A 21,712-nucleotide genomic window follows, 5' to 3' on the forward strand; every position below is an offset into this window, starting at 1 on the left:
TCGCGGCGAATCAGTTGCCAACTGTAATTTTGTACGTTTTGCTAATGCCGTTCTCGTTCACCTGATACGTAAATACTTTTCCATCATCTGACCATTTGCCACTGATCCACGTTCCTTTAAGCGGAATCGAGGATACAACGCTGCGACCGTTGACATTATCGGCGGCAATGCTATCCAGACGAAGTGTATTTTGCGTAGTCAGTACAACGGTGTAATCTGCGGATGGCGATTTCCATTCCTGCTCGGTTTTTGGCGCGTTTACGCCAGCCGAGTTTGTAGAGCTGGAATCGTTGTTCGAAGTACCTGTTGTACCTGTCGGTGGGTTCGTCGACGTGGAATCTGTAGTTCCTGCCGATTTTGAACCAGCATCCGGCGCGACCAGACTCGGTTGTGTTTCTGGAGTAGACAGAATGCCTGCACTTTCATCCGTACCGGAAGCTTCCGGGTCGTTTGATGTAGAGTCTGTTCCACCAGATGTTGTCGAATCTGTTTTACCTGAACCGCTGTTCCCCTGATCCGTAGAAGCTGGAGGCGTAGTCGTATCCTGCTTCTCGGTCGATGGATCACTAGTATTCGATTTTGAAGTCGAACTGTCATCCTTGGTAATAGTCGAAGGAACTCCACCGCGCTTGTCTGTAGACGATTCCTGCGATTGACTGCGATTACCGGTTGACTCGCTTGACGGAGGAGTCGTGTTCGTGTTGTTATCCTGCTTTTTCGGAGTATCCGAATCGGAAGGATTCTTTGTTGAAGTTTGTCCGTCAGAAGGCTCATTGGATGAACTTTCTGTACCCGTTGCATTGGACGGTTCCTTTTGGTCTTCCGATGATTGCTGTTGCTTTTCTTCATTGGTGGTCGAGTCAACCGAAGCATCTTTCTCTTCCGGGTTGCTGACACTGCCATTTTCTTCAGCCGTCTTATCCTGACTGTAGCTGTATGGCGATGCAGGCGATCCCGCATCGGTAAGTGTCTTCGGTTCATAACTCGCAATGGAAATACCAAGTACTACACCGGCGGCAACAATCCCCCCGATTGTACGCACCGGCAAACGATCACGCCAGTTCCCACGCTGACGACGACGCTGTGCCAGTTCATCATTTTCGTCCTGTTGCGGTTCCATAATTCCGATCTCAGCTGCACTCTCGGTGCGTCGTTCCGCATCCAATTGATCAAGCTGTGGCAAAATGGCATCCACCAGACTGTACTTTGGTTTTACATCAGGCAATTTTTCCAGACGCAGCGACAAAGCGGTCATGATCCGAAATGTCTCTGCTGCATCCGGGTTCTCGTCAATATAACGGAACAAAGCTTTGCTATCTTCCGCGCCCAGGTCACCGTCCAAATAGCGGCTCATCCATTCTTCCGCTACTTCACGTTTCATCCAATCAATCCTCCTTTCTCATAGTCTGCTAGCAGACTTTGTAGTTGCTGGCGCGCGCGAAATAAATACGATTTTACCGTGTTCAGAGGTAAATCCAGGCAGTCCGCAATTTCGTTGTAGGATAAATCCTGAATATAGCGTAGTACGATCACCGTTCGATGATGCTCAGGCAGCTGATTGATCGCTTCCTGTACATCTTTGGATGTATAGGTACGCATCACCTGCTGCTCCACATCGTCATGACCCTCAAACACCATCTCATGTTCCTCAATCGAAACCGTCGGCTTGCTTCGACGGAATTTATCAATGCAGATATTCGTAACAATCCGTTGCACCCAAGTTTTAAATTGTGCTTTTTCTTCGTAGGAACCAATTTTGGTATAGATGCGAATTAACGCCTCTTGAGCCGCATCCAGAGCATCTTGTTCATTGTTCAAAATATAGTAAGCTGTTTTGTACACATGATGTTCTATCTCTCTTAATAGGGTGATTAGAGCATCTCGGTCTCCCTCTTGGGCGGCCTTGATGAGTCCCTGCTCCACCACGGAGGATCCCCCTCTCCTTACAACTCCTAGACGCAGATAGCGCCCTGATTGTTGCAGTATTTAATAAAATAATTTCAATTTATTGATTCAAAGCGATAAGTGCCGCAAAACGCTATGATAAACACTTACCCTATGTAGGAATCATACGAATCCGGGCGGCATTTGGACTACTTGTTGGGAATAGTTTCCGGGTCATATGTCGAAACGTACTACAGATGTATCTAGGATACCAAAATCCGCTCTATTCGTCATCTTCTGTAAGGTTATGAGCAAACTACCTCAGCTAGACATACGATATTCATGCGTTCTCAAGTAAACGATGCAGAGAGCATTATGGTGACGGAAGCAGTGTACGGGTTTCCATTTTACCATTCGTATGGATCAGAATCTGAATCTCGCCCTGCTGATCCGTCCGAAAAATAGTAGAACCAGCGTGATGCAGACGATCCAGCACCTCGCTTTTCGGATGACCGTAGATATTGTTTACGCCTGCCGAAATCACCGATACTTGCGGTTTCCAATAGGACAGCCATTCGGAAGAAGTCGATGTTTTGCTGCCATGATGACCAACCTTTAATACATCAATCGGCGTGGAAAGAACCCCTGCTGCCATCGAATGAGCGTCGGTGTTCCGACTGGAGCGGGTTGCGAGCGATTGCAGATCATTCAAAACAGAACGCTCCTCTGTGAAATTGGCATCACCAGTGAATAGAAAATGACGTCCATAGATGTCCAGCATAAAGACAACAGAATATAGATTTTGATCTTCCTTACGTGGAAGTAAACGGGCTACAGGATGAGTTGTAGCTTTGATAGTAATAGAATCATGTGTATTTTGCGTGTTCTTTTGCACATTTGTATTCGAAATTGTAGATAATTGTGAACGACTAGCTTCGTCGTTAATGAGCGTAGGCGAACTGGTGGATCGGGCAGGCGCAAGAAACGTCAGTGTTGTATGCAGATCCGGCTGTAGTTGCAGACCCGCTGATGCAGCGTACATAGGAATGTGACGGTTCAGCAACGCCTGAATCAGTTTGTTTTGCTTATCGTCATCAGGTAAGGTGCCATTAAAAATAAACTGCTGCACTGGTATCTGCTCCGCTACCGCCAATAAGCCACCTGCATGATCCTGATCCCAGTGGGTGGACATAATGGCATCCAGCTCATGAACACCACGCTTTTTGAGCAGCGGTACGATAAGCTTGGCGCCTACTTCATAAGGTTGCTTCCGTTCCCTCCACTCGTCGCCCGGCTTGCGAAAACGAACCGTACCACCACCATCTACCAAAATATGCTTGTTATCCGGTGTTGTAATCAAAATGCTGTCTCCCTGACCAATATCGAGAAATTGTACAATTGCTTCCTTGTTTTGTTGATAGGGAGAGGCGTTGTACCAGCTAGTTAGCATGATAATAAGTATACAGCCGAACAAAGGTAGGATTAGAAGTCTATTGCGCAACCACGGAATCTGCCAATGAAGTCCACGTTTACAAAATAATGCAGCAACCGAGACTTTGATCAATCGACGTGACAAGGGAGATGGTTGTACTGATGGTTGTACTGATGGTTGTACTGATGGTTGTACTGATGGTTGTACTGATGGTTGTACTGTGGATACTTGTGAGTGCTGATGAGTTATGTACCCACTCATCGCTTGTTCTTGAAGCCAATGGTGAATATCTCGGAAACAACGCAAAGCGATGTACAGCAATACATAATAAATCAAGATGCCAATGACACTTGGCGATGACCAGATGCTTAACATGCCCGGCATATCATCGAGCCAATCAATCCATATAAAGCACCAACGATTGAGCCATGATACTGCATGTCCTAGCCAGTACCCTGCCGGAAACCAAGCATAGCTGATCGCCAGTGCAAATGTACCGATAGGCAACACCAGAATGCTGGACACTGGTACTAGCACAAGATTAGCAACAAATGATAATAACGAAAATTGGTTGAAATAATAAATTGTCAGTGGAAATGAAATCAACTGTGCAACGATCGTGACCGACAATGCCGAAGCCAGCTTAAAAGGCAACCGACTCAACAAAGGCATAAACAACGGCACATACATAATCAAACCTGCTGTCACAATAAATGAAAGCTGAAAGCTAATATTGAGCAAATAATACGGCTCATACAGCAGCATACCCCAACCAACTGCGCACAAAATATGTAATCCATCTTTTAACTGTCCGCGTCCTGCCAAATACAATCCAATCATACCCATCAAACCGGCACGAATCGCAGATGGCGATGCTCCGGTGAGCAATACGTAGATTGGAAGCAGCAGCATCACGATATAACAAGCTGTTTCTTTACTTACTCTCAATGCACGTAATATCCACAACAATAAACCGGCATAGATTGCTACATGCAGTCCAGAAATAGCAAGAATATGTGTCAATCCCAGTCTTGAAAAGGAAGCAAAGGTTTCTGGATCGATATGATCCGTCAATCCGATTAGCAAGCCTTCCATATAGCCGCTATCGAGCGGTTGAAATATGCGCTGCACTTGTAGCGCAAGTCGTTCCCGTGTATCATCGTTCCAAAGCAACACTCGACTCTGTATAGACGACCAAACGGACAATGTTATATCAGATGTGCGTAGTGAAGAAGCTCCTTTCACATCAATGATCCAATGGATATGACTGAGCCTCAGATACTGTCGATAGTCAAAAGCTCCAAAATTCCGCGCTCCACCTGCTTCTTTCCATGTTCCTTTGAGTTGAATGAGATCTCCACGTCGCCATTGTGCTGCTGTGATTAATTCCTTTTCTGCTGCAAGCTTGAGCTGTACCCATACGGTTTCGTGCTTCTTTAATTCCATGGATGTGAATGAGCTTGTTAACGAAGCATGGGATGACCTTGGTGATGTATGTAATCGATACAATACTAGCGGAAACGTTACACGATCTCCGTCGATTTCTATAGGACCTGCAATTTCTCCCTCTACTTTAATCGGCTGATCAATCATGCGATCCGGTGTAGATTGCAACCATGTCGGTAGCTGACTCACATTGCGTTGATCATTCCCATGCCAATATACGGCGGCTATGATAAATAGAACTACCATAATAATCAATCCACGATAATCCAATCGAAGTGGCAACCACATATACAGACTTAATATGAGCAACCCGCCAAGCAATAATATACCGCATATCACTGTCCAAAAGCCAATTTCATCCAATAATGCGGCACAGGTGTTACCAGCAGTCCACGTTGTAAAACCGACCACCAATGGTCGTTTGCTTTTATGTACCATATCATTCATTTGCTGCGTATCCCTTTCCTCTATGTTGTTGCTTGTTGTACTTGTTATTGAACATAGAAAAAGAACCATGGCTCCTGCGCTGCATCATATACAGCATGCTGGATTCATGGTTCTTCCATTGTGATTCCGTTTTGATTGCTTCGTGTACGGTTTAAACGACTGCGCTTAGTGCTGGTGCTGGTGCTGGTGCTGGTGCTGGTGCTGGTGCTGGTGCTGGTGCTGGTGCTGGTGCTGGTGCTGGTGCTGGTGCTGGTGCTGACTAATGATGCGATGATTTTAATCAATGACCACTGTTTCTTTTGGTGGTTCGTATGATTGCAAGGAACGGAAAATAATGCCTTTTTGCTGCATCATGTCGTGTACTTTGCGTGTGTCTTTGGGATAGCTTCGGTGGTAGACAATTTCGACTACGCCGCTGTTTGCAAGCATATTAGCGCAGGTCCAGCATGGCTCGTCGGTTACGTATACGGTCGAGCCTTCGCGGTCGGCACGGTCGGTAAACAGTAGCAGATTTTGCTCGGCGTGAATGGTACGGATGCAGCGTTGTTTTTTGACCATCGTTTCTACACCGTCTACTTTGACTACTTCCACTTCTTCCGAGATCATACAGCCATCCTCAGAGCAATCGGGTACGCCCATCGGTGCGCCGTTGTAGGCAGTACCGAGCAGCTTTTTCCCCTGTACGAGAACGGCACCGACATGCCGACGCGGACAGCGTGAGCGTGTGGACACCATATGAGCGATATCCATAAAATATGTATCCCAATCTTTACGCATGTTGTATTTCCCCCTTAACCAATTTACAGACTGACATATGGTAACAGCTTGGCAAGCATTTTGCTGCCGATGCCTTTGACATTGTCAAGTTCATTAACATGTTGAAACGAACCGTGAGTATTGCGGTAATCGATAATAGCCTGAGCTTTTTTGTCACCGATGCCGGGTAGTTCTGTTAGCTCTGCCAATCCGGCACGATTGATGCTGATTTTACCTTCCCCTTCGCTGACCGAGGACGCTGGCTTCGTAGCTGATTGTGCAGAGTCGCTGGCTGATTGCGTCTGAGCACTTTCGCTTTGCGAAGAGACTGTATTGTTTGACGATGGAATACTTTCCTCTACAGGCACTGTATTTGAACCTGTATGATTTGCCGATGACTGTGAAGAGTTAGCAAGCGTTCGGCTTGCATCTTTTTCGATGTCGGAATCCGGTTCTCCTGCTTGTGTTGTAGTAGAAGCAGGTTCGATGCTGGCTGCGGCACGTTCATTTAACTGTACCCATTCTGTTCCTTGCTCCGGTTGCTGAGCTGCACCAAACCAGATGAGCCCTACACCCAGTACAGCCAATATTGTAGCTATGATCGTTATTTTTGTTTTCATCATTTGCACCCCTGTTGCTGGATATTCGGCGATTCCGTATATCCAGATTATTCTCCGTTCTTGATGTGAGTAAGAACGGGAGTATAAAACAGCGCCCCGGCAATATGCCGGAGCGCTCAGTGGTGCTTCCACTTGATCTAACCTATATACATCTAAGCAACATTAGTTGGCTACAATATTAACCAGCTTGCCCGGTACCGCAATAACTTTGCGTACGGTTTTGCCTTCGATTGCTTTTTGCACAGCTTCCAGAGACAGGGCGAATGCTTCCATGTCTTTGGCGTTCATATCTTTGGCAACATTGACACGCTGTACGATTTTACCAGTGATTTGGATAACGATTTCCACTTCGGATTCGTTGGTCCACGCCTCATCATGCACCGGCCATGGCTGGTAAGTGATGCTTTCGGTATTGCCCAAGCGGCTCCACAGCTCCTCCGCAATATGTGGTGCCAACGGGGACAGCAATTGGACAAAGTCGATCATTGCCTGACGTGGCAATTCGTCGGTTTTGTATGCTTCGTTGATAAAGATCATCAGCTGGCTGATCGCGGTGTTGAAGCGCAATGCTTCCATGTCTTCGCTGACTTTTTTGATCGTTTTGTGCCATGTGCGCTTGAAGGCATCATCGCCGCCGTTGTCCACGAATTTCGGATTCAGGCTACCGTCTTCGCTAATGAACAGTCGCCATACGCGAGCCAAGAAGCGATACATACCTTCCACACCGTTTTCATTCCACGGCTTGGTTGCTTCCAGTGGGCCCATAAACATTTCGTATAGACGCAGCGTATCTGCACCGTGTTCGTTGACGATATCATCTGGGTTAATGACATTTCCGCGCGATTTACTCATTTTCTCGTTATTGGTACCGAGGATCATGCCTTGGTTAACGAGTTTTTGGAACGGCTCTTTGGTATGAACTACGCCGATATCGTACAGTACTTTGTGCCAGAAACGAGCATACAGCAAGTGAAGTACAGCATGCTCAGCACCGCCGATGTACAGATCGACTGGCATCCAATAGTCCAGCTTCTCTTTGGAGCACAGCTCCTGATCGTTTTTCGGATCAATATAACGCAGATAGTACCAGCAGCTGCCTGCCCATTGTGGCATGGTATTCGTTTCGCGGCGAGCTTTCATGCCGGTTTCTGGATCAATAGTGTTAACCCAATCGGTAGCATTTGCCAGCGGCGATTCACCTGTACCAGATGGTTTGATTTCATCCAGATCTGGCAGCAGCAGTGGCAGACTTTCCTCTGGAACTGGCTTGATCGTACCATCTTCCAGATGAATAATTGGGATTGGCTCACCCCAGTAGCGTTGACGGCTGAACAGCCAGTCGCGCAGGCGGTAGGTTGTTTTGCCTTCGCCTTTGCCGTTCTCTTCCAGCCATTGAATCATTGTCGGAATCGCTTCTTCGGTTGTCATTCCGTCCAGACTGCCGGAGTTAACGTGCTTGCCTTCGCCTGTGTAGGCTTCTTTGGTGACATCTCCGCCTTCGACTACCTCGATGATCGGCAGATCGAATTTCTGAGCAAACTCCCAGTCGCGTGTATCGTGTCCCGGTACTGCCATGATGGCACCTGTTCCGTAAGCCGCGAGTACATAGTCAGCAATCCAGATCGGCAATTTGGCACCATTGACCGGATTGATCGCATAAGCGCCTGTGAAGACACCTGTTTTGTCTTTGTTCAGATCGGTACGTTCCAGATCGCTCTTGTGGGACGCTTTTTCCTGATATGCTTTAACTGCATCCTGCTGATCCGCTGTTGTAATAGTATCTACAAGTGCATGCTCAGGTGCCAGTACGCAGTAGGTTGCGCCATACAATGTGTCTGGACGAGTGGTGAAGACGCGAATTTGCTCCTCGCTACCTTCGATATCAAAGCTAACTTCTGCACCGGTCGATTTGCCGATCCAGTTGCGCTGCATATCCTTGATGCTTTCCGCCCAATCCAGCTCATCCAGATCGTCCAACAGGCGATCTGCATATTCGGTAATTTTCAGCATCCATTGACGCATTGGACGACGGATAACTGGGTGTCCACCGCGCTCGCTTTTGCCATCAATGACTTCTTCGTTCGCCAGTACGGTGCCGAGTGCTGGACACCAGTTCACTGGAATCTCAGCGATATAAGCCAGACCTTTTTTGTACAATTGCAGGAAAATCCACTGTGTCCATTTGTAGTAATCTGGATCGGTGGTGCTGATCTCGCGATCCCAATCGTAGGAGAAGCCAAGCGATTTGATCTGACGACGGAAGTTGTTGATATTTTGCAATGTAAATTCACGCGGATGACCGCCATTGTCGATCGCATATTGCTCCGCTGGCAGACCGAAAGCATCCCAGCCCATTGGATGCAGCACGTTGAAGCCTTTCATCCGTTTGTAACGAGAAACGATATCGGTTGCAGTGTAGCCTTCCGGGTGACCGACGTGCAGACCTGCACCGGATGGATAAGGGAACATGTCCATCGCGTAGAACTTCGGCTTGTCCTGTTCCTCTGTTGTTTTGAATGTTTTATGTTCGTCCCAGTAGCCTTGCCACTTAGGTTCGATCTCCTGCGGGCGGTAGCCCTGTGGAGTCGTATTATTGTCTGTCATACCTGTTCCTCCTTCATATTATGCACTTGCTTATAACGCCTGTCGCGCCGGATGTATATTGCCAAAAAGCCGCAAAAAAACCTCTCCATCCCTAGCGCAAATAATCGCTAGGGACGAGAGGTTGATCTCGCGGTACCACCCTAGTTAGTGAACAGGTATGCTTCACCATTCACTCACTTCGTTGCCTGATAACGGTAGGAAGCCGATGCGGTTTACAACGGGAATATCGTTGTCATCTCTGACAAAGCTACTATTCCACAGATGGTTGTCGCATATCTCCAAGGCGAGTTCATATCGGCATCATATCGACTTGCACCACCCGTCGACTCTCTATCATTATGCTTGCCGCTATTACTATTCCTTTTCACTGAGCATTATATATGTCCGGTTATGAACTGTCCGGTTGTAACAATGTTTTTATTGTAAAAAAGTTAGCCGGTAAAGTCAATGAAAGAAAATAGGATACTCCGCTATCGACCTTGGATCAGGTATGAACCGGTTGAACCGGCTGTACCTCTGCCACTTCAGCAGGCTCCCCATCAATGTTTAAATGAAGGGTAGAGCGGCTAATCTGGGTAACGGCAGGCAAGCGGCGCAAATGAGGATGCAGCATCCACACAATCGCAATAAACAAAATGCCAATCCCTGTAGCGCCAAGCAAGAGCGAAGGCTGAATACGAGTAGCAAAATATCCACCCAGCAGCGAGCCGACTGGCATCGCAATCACGCTAATACTGGTCATGACTGAATTCACTCTGCCCAGCAGATGATTCGGAATGACCGATTGGAACACGCCCGCAAACATCACATTTACAGCGCCAATGAAGATCCATGACAATCCGAACAATACGATCGACAAGGCGGGAATATGAATCATCGCTGATAACGTCCAGCAGCAGGCGCCAAGGGTAAAGCCGACAATAACCAATCGTCCCATTCGATATTTGCCGCATAATGAACCAGTTAAAGCTCCGGCAAGTGAACCTGCTGACATCGCTGCCAGCAGCAAGCCATAGCTCTCTGCTCCACCTATGTAATCTGCAAATGCAGGCAATACTGCCATCGAACAGCCGATGGCAAAGTTAGCAACAATCAATCCAATCAGGAAAAAGCGCAACAATGAATGAAACACAATCGAAAAACCTGTCCGCAAATCCGAAATATACGTTTTGATCGAGTAAGTAGTCTTGGCTGCCGCCGACTTCGGCTTGTGAGCAAAAGACTGCTGAATCTTCAGCATCGCAAAGCAAATCGCAGCTGCCACAAAGGTAATCGAATCCATCCAGTACAAGGCAATTGCTCCGACCAGATTGACCATAACGCCCGCCAGTGCATTAAATACAAGATCAATCCCTTGGTAAGCAAATGCCATCAGTGAATTGCCTTTGACCAGCTGCTCCTTTTTCAAAACGAGCGGCAACATCTTCGTCTGCACCGGATAAGCAAACTCTTCAATAATCGCCAGAATCGGCATCACGATCAGAATCAATGGCACACTTAGCATGCCCATCAGATAAGAAACTGGAATAATCAAGATCAGCACAGCTTGCAATATCTGTGTAATGATCAGTGTTTTTTTGATATTCCATCTATCGATCAAAGGTCCAGTCAGAAATTGCAGCGTTTTGGGCAACAGAATCAAAAAGCCTGCGAGACCAGTATAAAACGTACTTCCGCTCAATTGATACACCAGCCACATGGATGCAACATAATAGATGCTGTCCCCGATATTCGTAATCATACGTCCAGCAAACAGCGATAAAAAATTCAAATTCCCGAATAATGATTTCATTACACGCATCTCCTCATTACAGGCTATATGGCTCAGCCTGATCCAATCTGCTCAATAGGTTGCGGAATGGTACACGACAGGATCGGACAGTGTGGAATGCAGAACAGGCTGCATATTGGCTCCTGTCAGGACAATACCGATATGATTCCAGTGCGAAGGCAATGTAGCAAATAATAATGCCGCAATGACCACCGCCGACGTAGGTTCGATGTTCCATCCTAGATGACCTTGTGCCAGTTCACACGCATATTGAATTTCAGATTCCGATACGGTGACGATATCATCCAGATGCTGCTGCATCATCTGAAAGGGCAGCTGTTCAAGCTGTCGATGCCGAAGTCCATCCGCCATCGTCTGCGGTGCATCCACCTGTACAATTTTGCCTGCGCGAAGTGATAGCTGCGCATCATTACCAGCCAGCGGCTCGACGCCGATGATGCGAGTACGAGGACTTACCTCATGCGTTGCTACTGCAACACCTGATGCTAGACCTCCACCGCCTACGGGGACGATGATCGCATCTAGCTCCACAGCTGCTGCCTGCATCTCCGACAGCATATCCAGTGCAATCGTGCCAGCTCCCGCCATGATGAGCGGGTGCGCGGCAGAAGGAATAATACATAACTGTTGCTGCTCTGCCAGCTGCTGCACTAGCAGTTCCCTGCTATGAGTCATCCGGTTAAATGTCATCACCTTTGCTTGCTGCTGTAAAATGCGTTCCCGCTTGTACATGGACGAATCGTCTGCCATACAGATCGTAGCAGGAATGCCCATCTGCTCCGCAATCGCTGAAACGGCAATGCCATGATTGCCCGATGAACCTGCGACTACCCCGTGATAACGCTCTTGATCCAGATGGGAGAGAAAATGAAACGCTCCGCGATATTTGAATGAACCGGTATGCTGTTTATATTCAGGCTTGATCCAGATGTTGCGCCCCGTCCGCTCATTGAGAAAGTGACTGGTTTCGATCGGGGTGGCTGCCAAATGACCTTGCAATGTCTGTTGCGCCGCTACAATATGCTGTGCTGTCAACATCATGCTGGTTCGCCTTCTCTCCATAGTTTCTCTAACGTTACAGCCAACTCGCTAATCGTCGGATATTCGAATAACAGTTTGATGCTAAGCGGCTGCTCAAGCACCGCTTCCAGCTCGGCAATCACCTGAATTGCCAGCAGCGAATGTCCGCCGATAGCGAAAAAGGAGTCATGAATACTGATGCGCGGCAAGCCGAGAATCTCCTGCCAAATGTCTGCAATCACTTCCTCCATCTCGCTCTGCGGGGCTTCGTATTCCATATGATCCACATGCTGCTCGGAAATGTCTGGCAGCAATGCAGTATTGATTTTCCCGTTGCTCGTTAGATAAAACGCTTCGGTCTGAATCAGTGCCGCTGGAATCATATAATCTGGCAGTAAAGATTTGAGGTAGTGATGCAGTTCTTTGATCACAATCGGCTGCCCAGCTGTAAAATACGCTGCCAGAAACGGTTGATCCGCAGCGGAATAACGCAGCTGCACCGTTGCTTCGCGAATACCCGCAAATCGCCGCACCGTCTCTTCAATCTCACCAAGCTCGATACGGTATCCGCGTAGCTTAACCTGATGATCTAGCCGTCCTAGATAAGCAATTGTGCCATCTGGTAGCCATTTGACCCGATCTCCTGTTTTGTACAAGCGTTCGTTGGGCAGAAATGGATTATGAACAAACCGCTCTGTCGTCAGATCGTCGCGCCGCCAGTAGCCAGAAGCAAGACCAGCACCGCCGATATGAAGCTCACCGGCAACATTCATTGGCATCTGACGCCCCTGTTGATCCAGCACATACACACTGGAATTGGCGATAGGTCGTCCAATCGGAATGGAGTACTGTTCATCTGGTACCAATTCATGCAATTCATGAGTAAGCGCAAAAGTGGTGCTTTCGGTTGGACCATAACCATTTAATAAATGCAGCGGCTTGCCGTGTCGGATAACCTCATTCATCCATTTCGGATGGCACGCTTCTCCGCCGACCAGCAGAGTGTCTAACTTTTCAAAAGCCGTTGGGTCCTGCTGCACGATTTTGTTAAACAGAGTCACGGTTACGAACATAAAGGAAATGTCGCGTTCCTTGATCCATTTGCCAAATAAAGACGGTGAAAGCACGATTTCCTGCGGCATAATATGTACACAAGCCCCATTCAGCAACGCACCCCATAGCTCAAACGTAATCGCATCAAACGACGCGTTAGCCAGCTGAGCGATATGATGACCGGGTTGAATATTCACATAGTTTGTATTGCGTACGAGACGGACAATCCCGCGATGATGAATGCTGACGCCTTTTGGATTGCCTGTAGAACCGGATGTGTAAATGATATAGGCTAGATCGTCTGCAGAGCCTTCATCCATCAGCAACATGGATTGTTCCACCGACAATGCCGAATCAACGGTCAACTCCTGCTTCGCATCTCTATCAGTCGAAACCTGCAGCAAGCGATCGGCATATTGCTCCAAAATAGGAGAACGATGCTGTCCACTTACGATGATCTGCGGCTGTATATCATCCAAAATATAAGCAAGTCGGGAGTCTGGCAATGCAGGATCAAGCGGTACATACACTGCACCGACTTTTAACACAGCAAGTACTGTCACAACAAAGGAGGCGGAGCGCTCCACACAAACCACGACCCGCTGCTGACGCTGTACACCGGCTTGTCGCAATTGCGCAGCAACTTGATCGGATCGGTGATCCAGCTCGGCATAGGTGAGAATCGTATCATGTTCACGTACTGCCGGAAGATCGGCATGTAGCTGCGCTTGCTGACGGAACAAATGCGGCACAGAATCGGTAGGAACATCAGAGGAATGGCGATTGATGCTGGCGTACAGGTCGGTTTCCTCTGCGGTGAGTATATCAATAGCACCGAGATGGATATCCGGTTGGTCCAGCACTACGTTCAGCAGCTGTTCCAGATGATTGGACATACGCGCAATCGTATGTTCATGGAACAGGTCTGTGTTGTACTGCCACTCCATGACAAACTGATCATCCTGTTCATTCATTAGCAGCGACAGATCGTATTTGGCTGTATGATTATCCACGTCCAGCCACTGCGTTTCTAGTCCATGCAGATGTACCTGATCATCGGATGTATAGTTTTGCATCGAGAATAAGGTTCGGAAAATGGGCGAGCTGCTCATGCTGCGCTCTGGTGCTAGTTGTTCGACCAGCTTTTCAAATGGAATATCCTGATGCTCATATGCGTCCAGACACACCTGCTTCACATGCTGCGTATAGTCCGAAAATGGCTGGTCTGGATTCGCTAAACTGCGAATGACCAGTGTATTCACGAACATGCCAACCATATGCTCCACTTCTTTGCGATGTCTGCCAGCAACGGGAATACCGACCAGCATATCCTGCTCTGCACTGTAAATGGATAGCAGCACCTTGTAGGCAGACAAGAAGAACATATGCAGGGTGATGCCCTCTTGAAGGCAATATGTTTTGATGCGACAGCTCTGCTCCACTGGTAATCGAGATAGATGCTGTCGTCCATTAAATGTTTGTAGGACAGGCGGTACATAATCAGTTGGCAGCTCTAACACAGGCAATGTACCAGACAGTTGCTTTGACCAGTAGGATAATTGATAGTCCCACTGTCCCGATTGCATTTGCTGATGCTGCCAATACGCATAGTCAGCATAGCGAATCGTGTCCACAGCTTCAGTCGGTAACGGTTGTTCCCATACGAGCGCGTTGTAATAGGCGGTCAGATCGTTGATCCATAGCTGCTGAGACCATCCATCGAAGATAAGGTGATGCACACAGGTGAGCCATACCCATTCCGCATTGGGCAATTCCAGCAATACGGTATGAAATAGTGGTCCGGTTGACATGGTAAATTCATGTTTTAACCAGCGATCCGCCATACGCTCTACAAAATCCTCCGGTGTAGCATCCATCGTCGGATGATAAGCGATCGTTTCCATCTTCCAATCGACCGGATCATGGGTGCTGAGGATTGCCCGCTCCCCCTGTTCGGTAATATACGCATTCAAAATCTTATGCTTGCGCAGCGTATACATCATGGCGAGTGATAACGCTTCTTGGTTGAGCTGTCCATGCAATCGCATAAACAGCGGAATATTGTACACACTCTTATCTTCCAAATATTTGTCCATAAACCATAATCGTTGCTGGCTAAAGGACAACGGGATGAGTTGATCGGCAGGCGCTTGCGGAATAGAGTTACTGTTCACTTCCTTGCGGCTCAACAGTTGTTGAAGCAGCTGATGCTTGCTTGCAGATAACGTTCCGGTAGGTCCGGCAATGGAGCTCATACGATGTTCCTCCTTTTAATGGGTCAGCATGCGTGCGGCATCTTCGTCTGACATCTCATATAACTGCTGCATGATCAGCTGCTCGATATGCGCTGCCATTTGGGCAAGCACAGGATAATCAAACAGCACGCTCAGTGGAATATTCATCTGCAATTGCTGCTGTAAGCGGGAGATCACCTGCGCAGCGACAAGGGAATGCCCACCGATTTCAAAAAAGTGATCGTTGCGCCCAATTCGCTCAGCTTGCAATACATGCTGCCAAATATCAGCAACCAGCATTTCAAAATCATTTTGGGGAGCGGCAAATGCTTCTTCGCGTTGCTCTACATTCGGCTCTGGCAGGGATTTGGTATCGATTTTGCCGTTATCATTCAGTGGGAATTGCTCCAGCTCCATCATCGCATAAGGCACCATATATGCAGGCAATTCATCTTTTAATAGACGAATCAATTCCTCCTGTACTGAGGCGCCTGACAGATGAGGTTGCGGAATCAGATATGCGACCAACTGCTGATTGCCACGGATGGATTTGACGGTCACTCTGGCATCACGTACAAGTCCAGTTTGACGAATAATTGCTTCAATCTCGCCAGTTTCGATGCGATAGCCTCTAATTTTGACCTGATAATCCCGTCGTCCCAAAAATTCAATCGGTCCAGTAAGTGAACGCCGTACCAGATCGCCGGTGCGGTACAATACGCTGGAATCAATGTGCGGCAAGCTGACAAATGCTTCTGCCGTGCGTTCCGGCTGATTGTAATATCCTTGGGATACGGATGGTCCACCCAGATACAATTCACCCGCGACGCCATTCGGTACAGGCTGTTGATGGGCATCCAGAATATAAGCGCGAATATGTGGAAACGGCTGACCGATTGGCACTACTTCTGTATCTAGCTGTGTTGACGGTGCAAGCTCAAAATACAGATTATCTACGGTCACTTCCGTCACTCCATACGAATTGATAAAGGTAACCTGCTCATGGAACAAACGGCGTAGATCAGCAAAATCCTTTGCGTACCACGTATCCGCCCCAGAGACGATCAGCTTCAATTCCGGCAAATATCGTTGATGCTCCTGCATGTAAGCAGCAAGCTTCTTCAGCACTGCTGGAACAAATTCGCCAAATTCTACTCGCTCGGTGTACAGCAGCTCATATAGATCAGGCATATGAATCAGCGTCGAACGATCGCAGACAATCAACGTGCCGCCAAAGCATAAACAACGCACCATATCCTGAATAAATACATCAAAGGCGATGCTCGCCAGCTGCGCATAACGCTGCAATTGATCAGAGTGATACGCAGTTTGCCACGATGGGCAGGCGTGGGCGAGATTACGATGATGGATCAAAATGCCCTTCGGCTTACCCGTTGTACCAGAGGTGTAAATGATATACGCCCCATCTTGCGGCTGCCGATCAGGATAGACAAAGGAAGATGGCATGGAGACGATGGTAGACCAGATTTGTTCTACTTCCAGTAGCTCGGTTCCGTATACGCCCTGCAATGGTTGCTGCTGCTGCACAAACACGGCACGCAGTTGAATATCGTTCACAATATACTGAATACGCTGTGTCGGATGCTGCGGATCAAGCGGAACGAAGATATGACCCGCCTTCATAATGCCGAGCACGATGGGAACGACATTCCAATCCTTCTGCATATACACACCAATCGCCGATTGCGCTGGATACCCGCGTTTAGTCAAATAACTAGCAATCTGATTCGCATACTTCGCCATTTCGCTGTACGTTATGCGTTGCTGCTTGAAGATAATCGCAGTCTCTAACGGCTGCTGCTTCGCCATCTCGTCGATATAATCATAGAAAAATAGATGCTGTAGCGGCGGATCTGCATGTAGGCTGTTTATGTTGTCATCAAACAATGGCAATGCTGAATCGTGCAATGGCAATGCTGAATTCATTAACTTCGATGCCGGTTGCTGCTGAATCGGCAGCTGGCATACCTTTTGTTCAGGCTGTGCTACAATCTCGTGCAGCAATGCTTCCCAATGTCCAGCAAACTCAGTCATCATCTGCTCACCGAACAGATCCAGTCGATATTGCAATTCAAATGCCACCTGATGCGGCTGTTCAGCGATATGCAGAGACAGATCGAATTTGGACACTTTGTTTTCCAGTTCGATACTTGTCAGCTGGATATCGTCTGACAGCATCGGAGACGATCCGCTAGCATAATCAGACGAAAACATCACCTGAAATACCGGATGATAGCCGCGCTGACGTTCCGGCTGAACAGCTTCTACTACGCGCTCAAACGATACGTCCTGATGCGCATACGCATTCAGACACTTTTCCTTGACCTGCTGGACATAATCAAGGAACGTCGGATTTCCTTCCAATGTGGTGCGAATAACGACTGTATTCACGAAAAAGCCGATCAAGTTCTCCCACTCTGCGCGTCCTCTACCCGCAACCGGCATACCAATCAGCATTTCTTCCTGACTGCTATACCGAGACAGCAAGATTTGGAAGGCTGCTAGTAGCGTCATCGGCAATGTTACCTCCTGCTCACTACTCCAGCTTCGCAACGCTTGAGTCAAGCCTTCAGGCAATACATGCTGCAAGCTGCACCCAGCAGACGAAGGATTCTTGGGGCGACGATACTGAGTCGCTAATTCCAGAACAGGCAAGGTGCCGCCCAGTTCTTCCACCCAGTATGACAATTGCTGCTGCTGACGTTGCTGCTGTGCTTCTTCCCGCTGCCAGCAGGCATAATCGCTATATTGTAAGTGCTGCACGGGAATCTCCCATTGTCGATAAGCAGCCTCCAGCTCCTGTTGCAACACATTCACCGACCAGCCATCGAATAGGATATGATGAATGACCCAGCTCAGTACATAATGATCCCGTGAGACTTCAATCAGACGCAAGCGTAGTGGCGGCGCATCTGTTAGTGACAATGGCTGCCATGCTTCTCGCTCTAAAATCTCCTGAATATGCTGCTCCACTTCCTCCTGCGGAACATGCAAGGAAGAGCGCTCCAACATAGTTAACTGCTCGGTCACCTGTTGATAAACGCTTCCCTGCTGCTCAACGAAGATCGTTCGCAGACTATCATGGCGATTCAAAATCATATGAATCGCTTGCTCCAACCGATCTCCGTCCACCGCTCCGTACAGATGAAAGGCAAACGGAATATGATACGCCTTGCTGTCTGGCTCCAACTGCTGCACTAGCCATAATCGCTGCTGGGCAGGCGATAACGGATATTTCCCATCTGGCGAGCGATACGACACAATTGGCTCACTGGCTGCCAATACCGGCTGCTTCTGAATCTGCTCTGCCAGTTCTCTCAGCACCGGATAATCAAACAACATCCGCAAGCTAAGCTGACGCTGCAACGCTTCCTCTAACCGACTCACCACTTGCGCTGCCAACAACGAATGCCCGCCAATCGCGAAGAAGTGATCATACGCTCCAATCTGCTCTCGACCAAGAATCTGCTGCCAAATGTCGGCGATGATCTGCTCACCCAGACGATCCGGTGCTTCATATGCCTGCTGACGCAAATCCTGCTCCTCAATGGCTGGCAGCTGCTTGCGGTCAATTTTCCCATTCACCGTCAAGGCAAAGGAAGACAGTTCTCGCCAAGCAGACGGCAGCATATACGCTGGCAATCGCTGACTGAGCTGCTCCCGCAATACAGCAACCTCCTGTACTCGATCGGTTGTGTAATAGACAGCAAGTATGTCTTCATCCTGTCCCGGCGCTTGGGTCAGCAATGCCACAGCATCATGAATGCCTGTACACATCCGCAATGCTTCCTCCACCTCACCTAGCTCGATTCGATGCCCACGCAGCTTGATCTGATCATCCGTACGACCGATAAACTCGATCTGACCATCGATACGCCACTGCACCAGATCGCCCGTGCGATACAGCAACCCATCCGTTAGGTGCGGCAAATGAACAAATTTCTCCGCCGTCAGTTCTGGTCGATTCCAGTATCCTGCTGCCAGTCCATCGCCGCCAACAACCAATTCGCCAGTCATACCGATGGGAACGGGCTGATCGTATGTATTCAGCACATACACATATGTATTGGAAACGGGAGTGCCAATCGGAACCGTCGGATGGGGTTGCCACTGATCTCTCTGAATCTGAAAATTCATCGTGATCGCGGTGTTTTCACTCGGTCCGTATGAATTAAGCATCTGTACAGGTGCGCCTGCTGCGATGACTCGCTCCACCCATTTGCCATTCAAAGCCTCTCCGCCGATCAACAAATATTGCAAACAACGAAACGCATCCGGTTGCACTCGTGCTGTCGTATGAAACAGCGCTGCCGATATCGCCATAATGCTGATTCGCTGATCTTCCAGCCAGTCCTTCAGCTGGGGAGGCGAGATCAACACATGCTGGGGCAAAATAACTAATGCTGCTCCATTCAGCAAGGCACCCCAGATTTCAAATGCGGAAATATCAAACGATACATTCATCGTTTGCGCGATACGATCCTGCGACTGTATATCAATATAATTCGTCTGCTGCACAAGACGAGCGACACCGCGATGCTTGATCGCCACGCCCTTCGGCTGTCCAGTCGAACCAGATGTATAAATGATGTACGCCAGTTGATCCACCGTACCCGGCACCGACATCATATGTTCCGCCCCACCGTCATGAACCGGTTGTTCATAAGGGATTGTTACGACATGTGAGGTCATTGTAGCCGCATCCAGCAAAGTCTCCACAATCATCACACTCACACCGCTATCCTGCACAATGTACTGCAGGCGTTCCTCCGGCAATTGGGGATCAAGCGGTACATACACACCGCCCAGCTTCAATACTGCTAGTGCCGATACGATAAACCCGCTAGACCGTGCAAGTCGAATACCCACTCGCTGACCAGTGGCGACACCGCTTTGTTGCAATCGCTGTGCCAATTGGCTTGCCACCTGATTCAATTGCCAATATGTCATCTGCTCGTTATCTTGTTCAATCGCGATATGATCAGGCGTACGCTCTGCCTGCCGCTCAAACAAAGCAATGATCGTATCCTGTGGATACACAGAGGTTGTCTGGTTCATTTCGCGAATCAGTCGCTTTTCCTCAACAGTGAGTATATCCATCTCCTGCATAGAACGCTCAGGATGCTGCGTAAGGAACTGTACGATATGTTGAAAATGCGCCGTCATCCGCTCCAGCTCATCTCGTTGCCATAAAGCATCATCATATTGCCATTCGCCCATCAGCCCGGTATCAGTCTCGCTCATTAGCAATGCAAGATCACACTTGGCATCGTCATTGCGTAGCTCCAACATATTCATCTGAAGGTCGGCGGTCGTCCAATGGGAGGACAATTGATTTTGCAGGGAAAACAGCGTCTGGAACAACGGTGATGAAGCCCCGTCACGCTGCGGATTGATAAGCTCAACCAATTTATCGAAAGGAATATCCTGATTGGCATATGCCTGCAAGCACTTGCGCTTCACCTGATGCACATACTGTTGAAAGCTTTGCCGCAAATCTGTTTGCGAACGAATCAGCACGGTATTTACAAAAAAGCCAATCGTATGCTCCACTTCACGCAGCGTTCTACCCGCAACTGGCGTGGCGACGAGCAGATCCTGTTGCCCAGAATAGAGAGATAGGAAGATATGATAGGCGGACAGCAAGCCCATATTCAGGGTCAAGCCCTCCTGACGGCACCACTGCTGTAGCCGTTGATAGACTTCCTCCTCTATAGAAAACGGGAACACATTCCCGCTACCACGACGCTGCTCCGTCGGCTTCAAATGCAGGACCGGATAGTTCTGAAGTTCATCCAGCCAATACTGTTGCTGCAACGCTAGATTGCCCTGCTCCATCTGCTCCTGCTGCCAAAAGCAATAATCGGCGTATTGAATATCCGTTTCCGATAACGGCGACATCTCTTGGTGCTCATAATGATGTAGCAGATCATCCATAAAAACAGCGAATGAGGCGCGATCAAACATAATATGATGAATGTTGGCATAAAACAAATACTGCTGATCCGCCAGCCGAAACAGATACAAGCGATATGGAAACTGAGTTGCCAATGAGAACGGCTGACGCTGATCTTGCTCAATAGATTGCAGCGCTTGCTGTCGATGCTGCTCCACATCCCCATCGTCATATGAGATATAGTGCAGCTTCACTTCCGCCTGTGCATGAATCCATTGTTTATATCCAGTATCATCATGGGCAAAGCGAGTCCGAAACGGTTCATGCTTGTTGATAAGTGCCTGAAGCGCGGCTTGGAATCGCTCTACGGATAAGGGACCCGTAATATCGAGTGCAAACGGAATATGATACGCGCTCGTATCGGGACGAAGCTGCTGCAAAAACCAGAGACGCTGCTGCCCATAAGACATCGGCGCTTCAAAAATGGAAGAATCCGAATCAGTCACA

General features: G+C 48.4%; 11 protein-coding genes and 1 other annotated feature. Of the genes, 1 reads left to right on the forward strand and 10 read right to left on the reverse strand.

The features are described from left to right. Positions 1-10: 10 nt before the first annotated feature. From ABXR35_RS12455 to ABXR35_RS12465, 3 genes are all read right to left on the reverse strand, one after another. The gene (locus tag ABXR35_RS12455) at positions 11-1,381 is read right to left on the reverse strand and encodes a hypothetical protein (RefSeq protein ID WP_367060302.1); all 1,371 of its coding nucleotides are present in this window, start codon (positions 1,379-1,381) and stop codon (positions 11-13) included. After that, positions 1,378-1,926 (reverse strand): RNA polymerase sigma factor, encoded by a 549-nt coding sequence (locus ABXR35_RS12460; RefSeq protein ID WP_367060305.1) that lies wholly within the window; start codon positions 1,924-1,926, stop codon positions 1,378-1,380. Before ABXR35_RS12460 ends, ABXR35_RS12455 begins: the two co-directional genes overlap by 4 nt. 331 nt (positions 1,927-2,257) lie before the next feature. Beyond that, on the reverse strand, positions 2,258-5,209 hold the full coding sequence (locus ABXR35_RS12465; protein ID WP_367060308.1) for a ComEC/Rec2 family competence protein: 2,952 nt from the start codon (positions 5,207-5,209) through the stop codon (positions 2,258-2,260). A gap of 168 nt (positions 5,210-5,377) precedes the next feature. On the opposite strand from ABXR35_RS12465, the gene ABXR35_RS12470 reads away from it, so the two are divergent. After that, positions 5,378-5,524 (forward strand): hypothetical protein, encoded by a 147-nt coding sequence (locus tag ABXR35_RS12470; RefSeq protein WP_367060311.1) that lies wholly within the window; start codon positions 5,378-5,380, stop codon positions 5,522-5,524. Here ABXR35_RS12470 and ABXR35_RS12475 read toward each other — a convergent pair. From ABXR35_RS12475 to ABXR35_RS12505, 7 genes are all read right to left on the reverse strand, one after another. Next, a complete protein-coding gene (locus ABXR35_RS12475) occupies positions 5,486-5,986 on the reverse strand; it encodes a deoxycytidylate deaminase (RefSeq protein WP_367060314.1) in 501 nt (166 codons plus the stop codon). The genes ABXR35_RS12470 and ABXR35_RS12475 overlap by 39 nt on opposite strands. 23 nt (positions 5,987-6,009) lie before the next feature. Further along, entirely contained in the window at positions 6,010-6,585 is a 576-nt protein-coding gene (locus ABXR35_RS12480) for a ComEA family DNA-binding protein (RefSeq protein WP_367060317.1), read from the reverse strand. Between the two features lie 162 nt (positions 6,586-6,747). After that, positions 6,748-9,189, reverse strand: a complete 2,442-nt coding sequence (leuS, locus tag ABXR35_RS12485) for a leucine--tRNA ligase (RefSeq protein WP_367060320.1) — start codon at positions 9,187-9,189, stop codon at positions 6,748-6,750. Between the two features lie 106 nt (positions 9,190-9,295). Continuing rightward, positions 9,296-9,566: a binding site (T-box leader), on the reverse strand. A gap of 107 nt (positions 9,567-9,673) precedes the next feature. Next, the gene (locus tag ABXR35_RS12490; protein ID WP_436669334.1) at positions 9,674-10,981 is read right to left on the reverse strand and encodes an MFS transporter; all 1,308 of its coding nucleotides are present in this window, start codon (positions 10,979-10,981) and stop codon (positions 9,674-9,676) included. Between the two features lie 51 nt (positions 10,982-11,032). Beyond that, positions 11,033-12,022, reverse strand: coding sequence for a threonine ammonia-lyase (locus ABXR35_RS12495; RefSeq protein ID WP_367060326.1), 990 nt, complete (start codon positions 12,020-12,022; stop codon positions 11,033-11,035). Then, positions 12,019-15,309, reverse strand: coding sequence for a non-ribosomal peptide synthetase (locus ABXR35_RS12500; protein ID WP_367060329.1), 3,291 nt, complete (start codon positions 15,307-15,309; stop codon positions 12,019-12,021). The genes ABXR35_RS12495 and ABXR35_RS12500 overlap by 4 nt, the downstream gene beginning before the upstream one ends. 15 nt (positions 15,310-15,324) lie before the next feature. Then, complete coding sequence (locus ABXR35_RS12505) at positions 15,325-21,711, reverse strand: non-ribosomal peptide synthetase (protein ID WP_367060332.1); 6,387 nt, start codon at positions 21,709-21,711, stop codon at positions 15,325-15,327. Position 21,712 lies beyond the last annotated feature (1 nt).

The sequence above is a fragment of the Paenibacillus sp. JQZ6Y-1 genome (assembly GCF_040719145.1).
GTDB classification, from domain to species: Bacteria; Bacillota; Bacilli; order Paenibacillales; family Paenibacillaceae; genus Saccharibacillus; species Saccharibacillus kandeliae.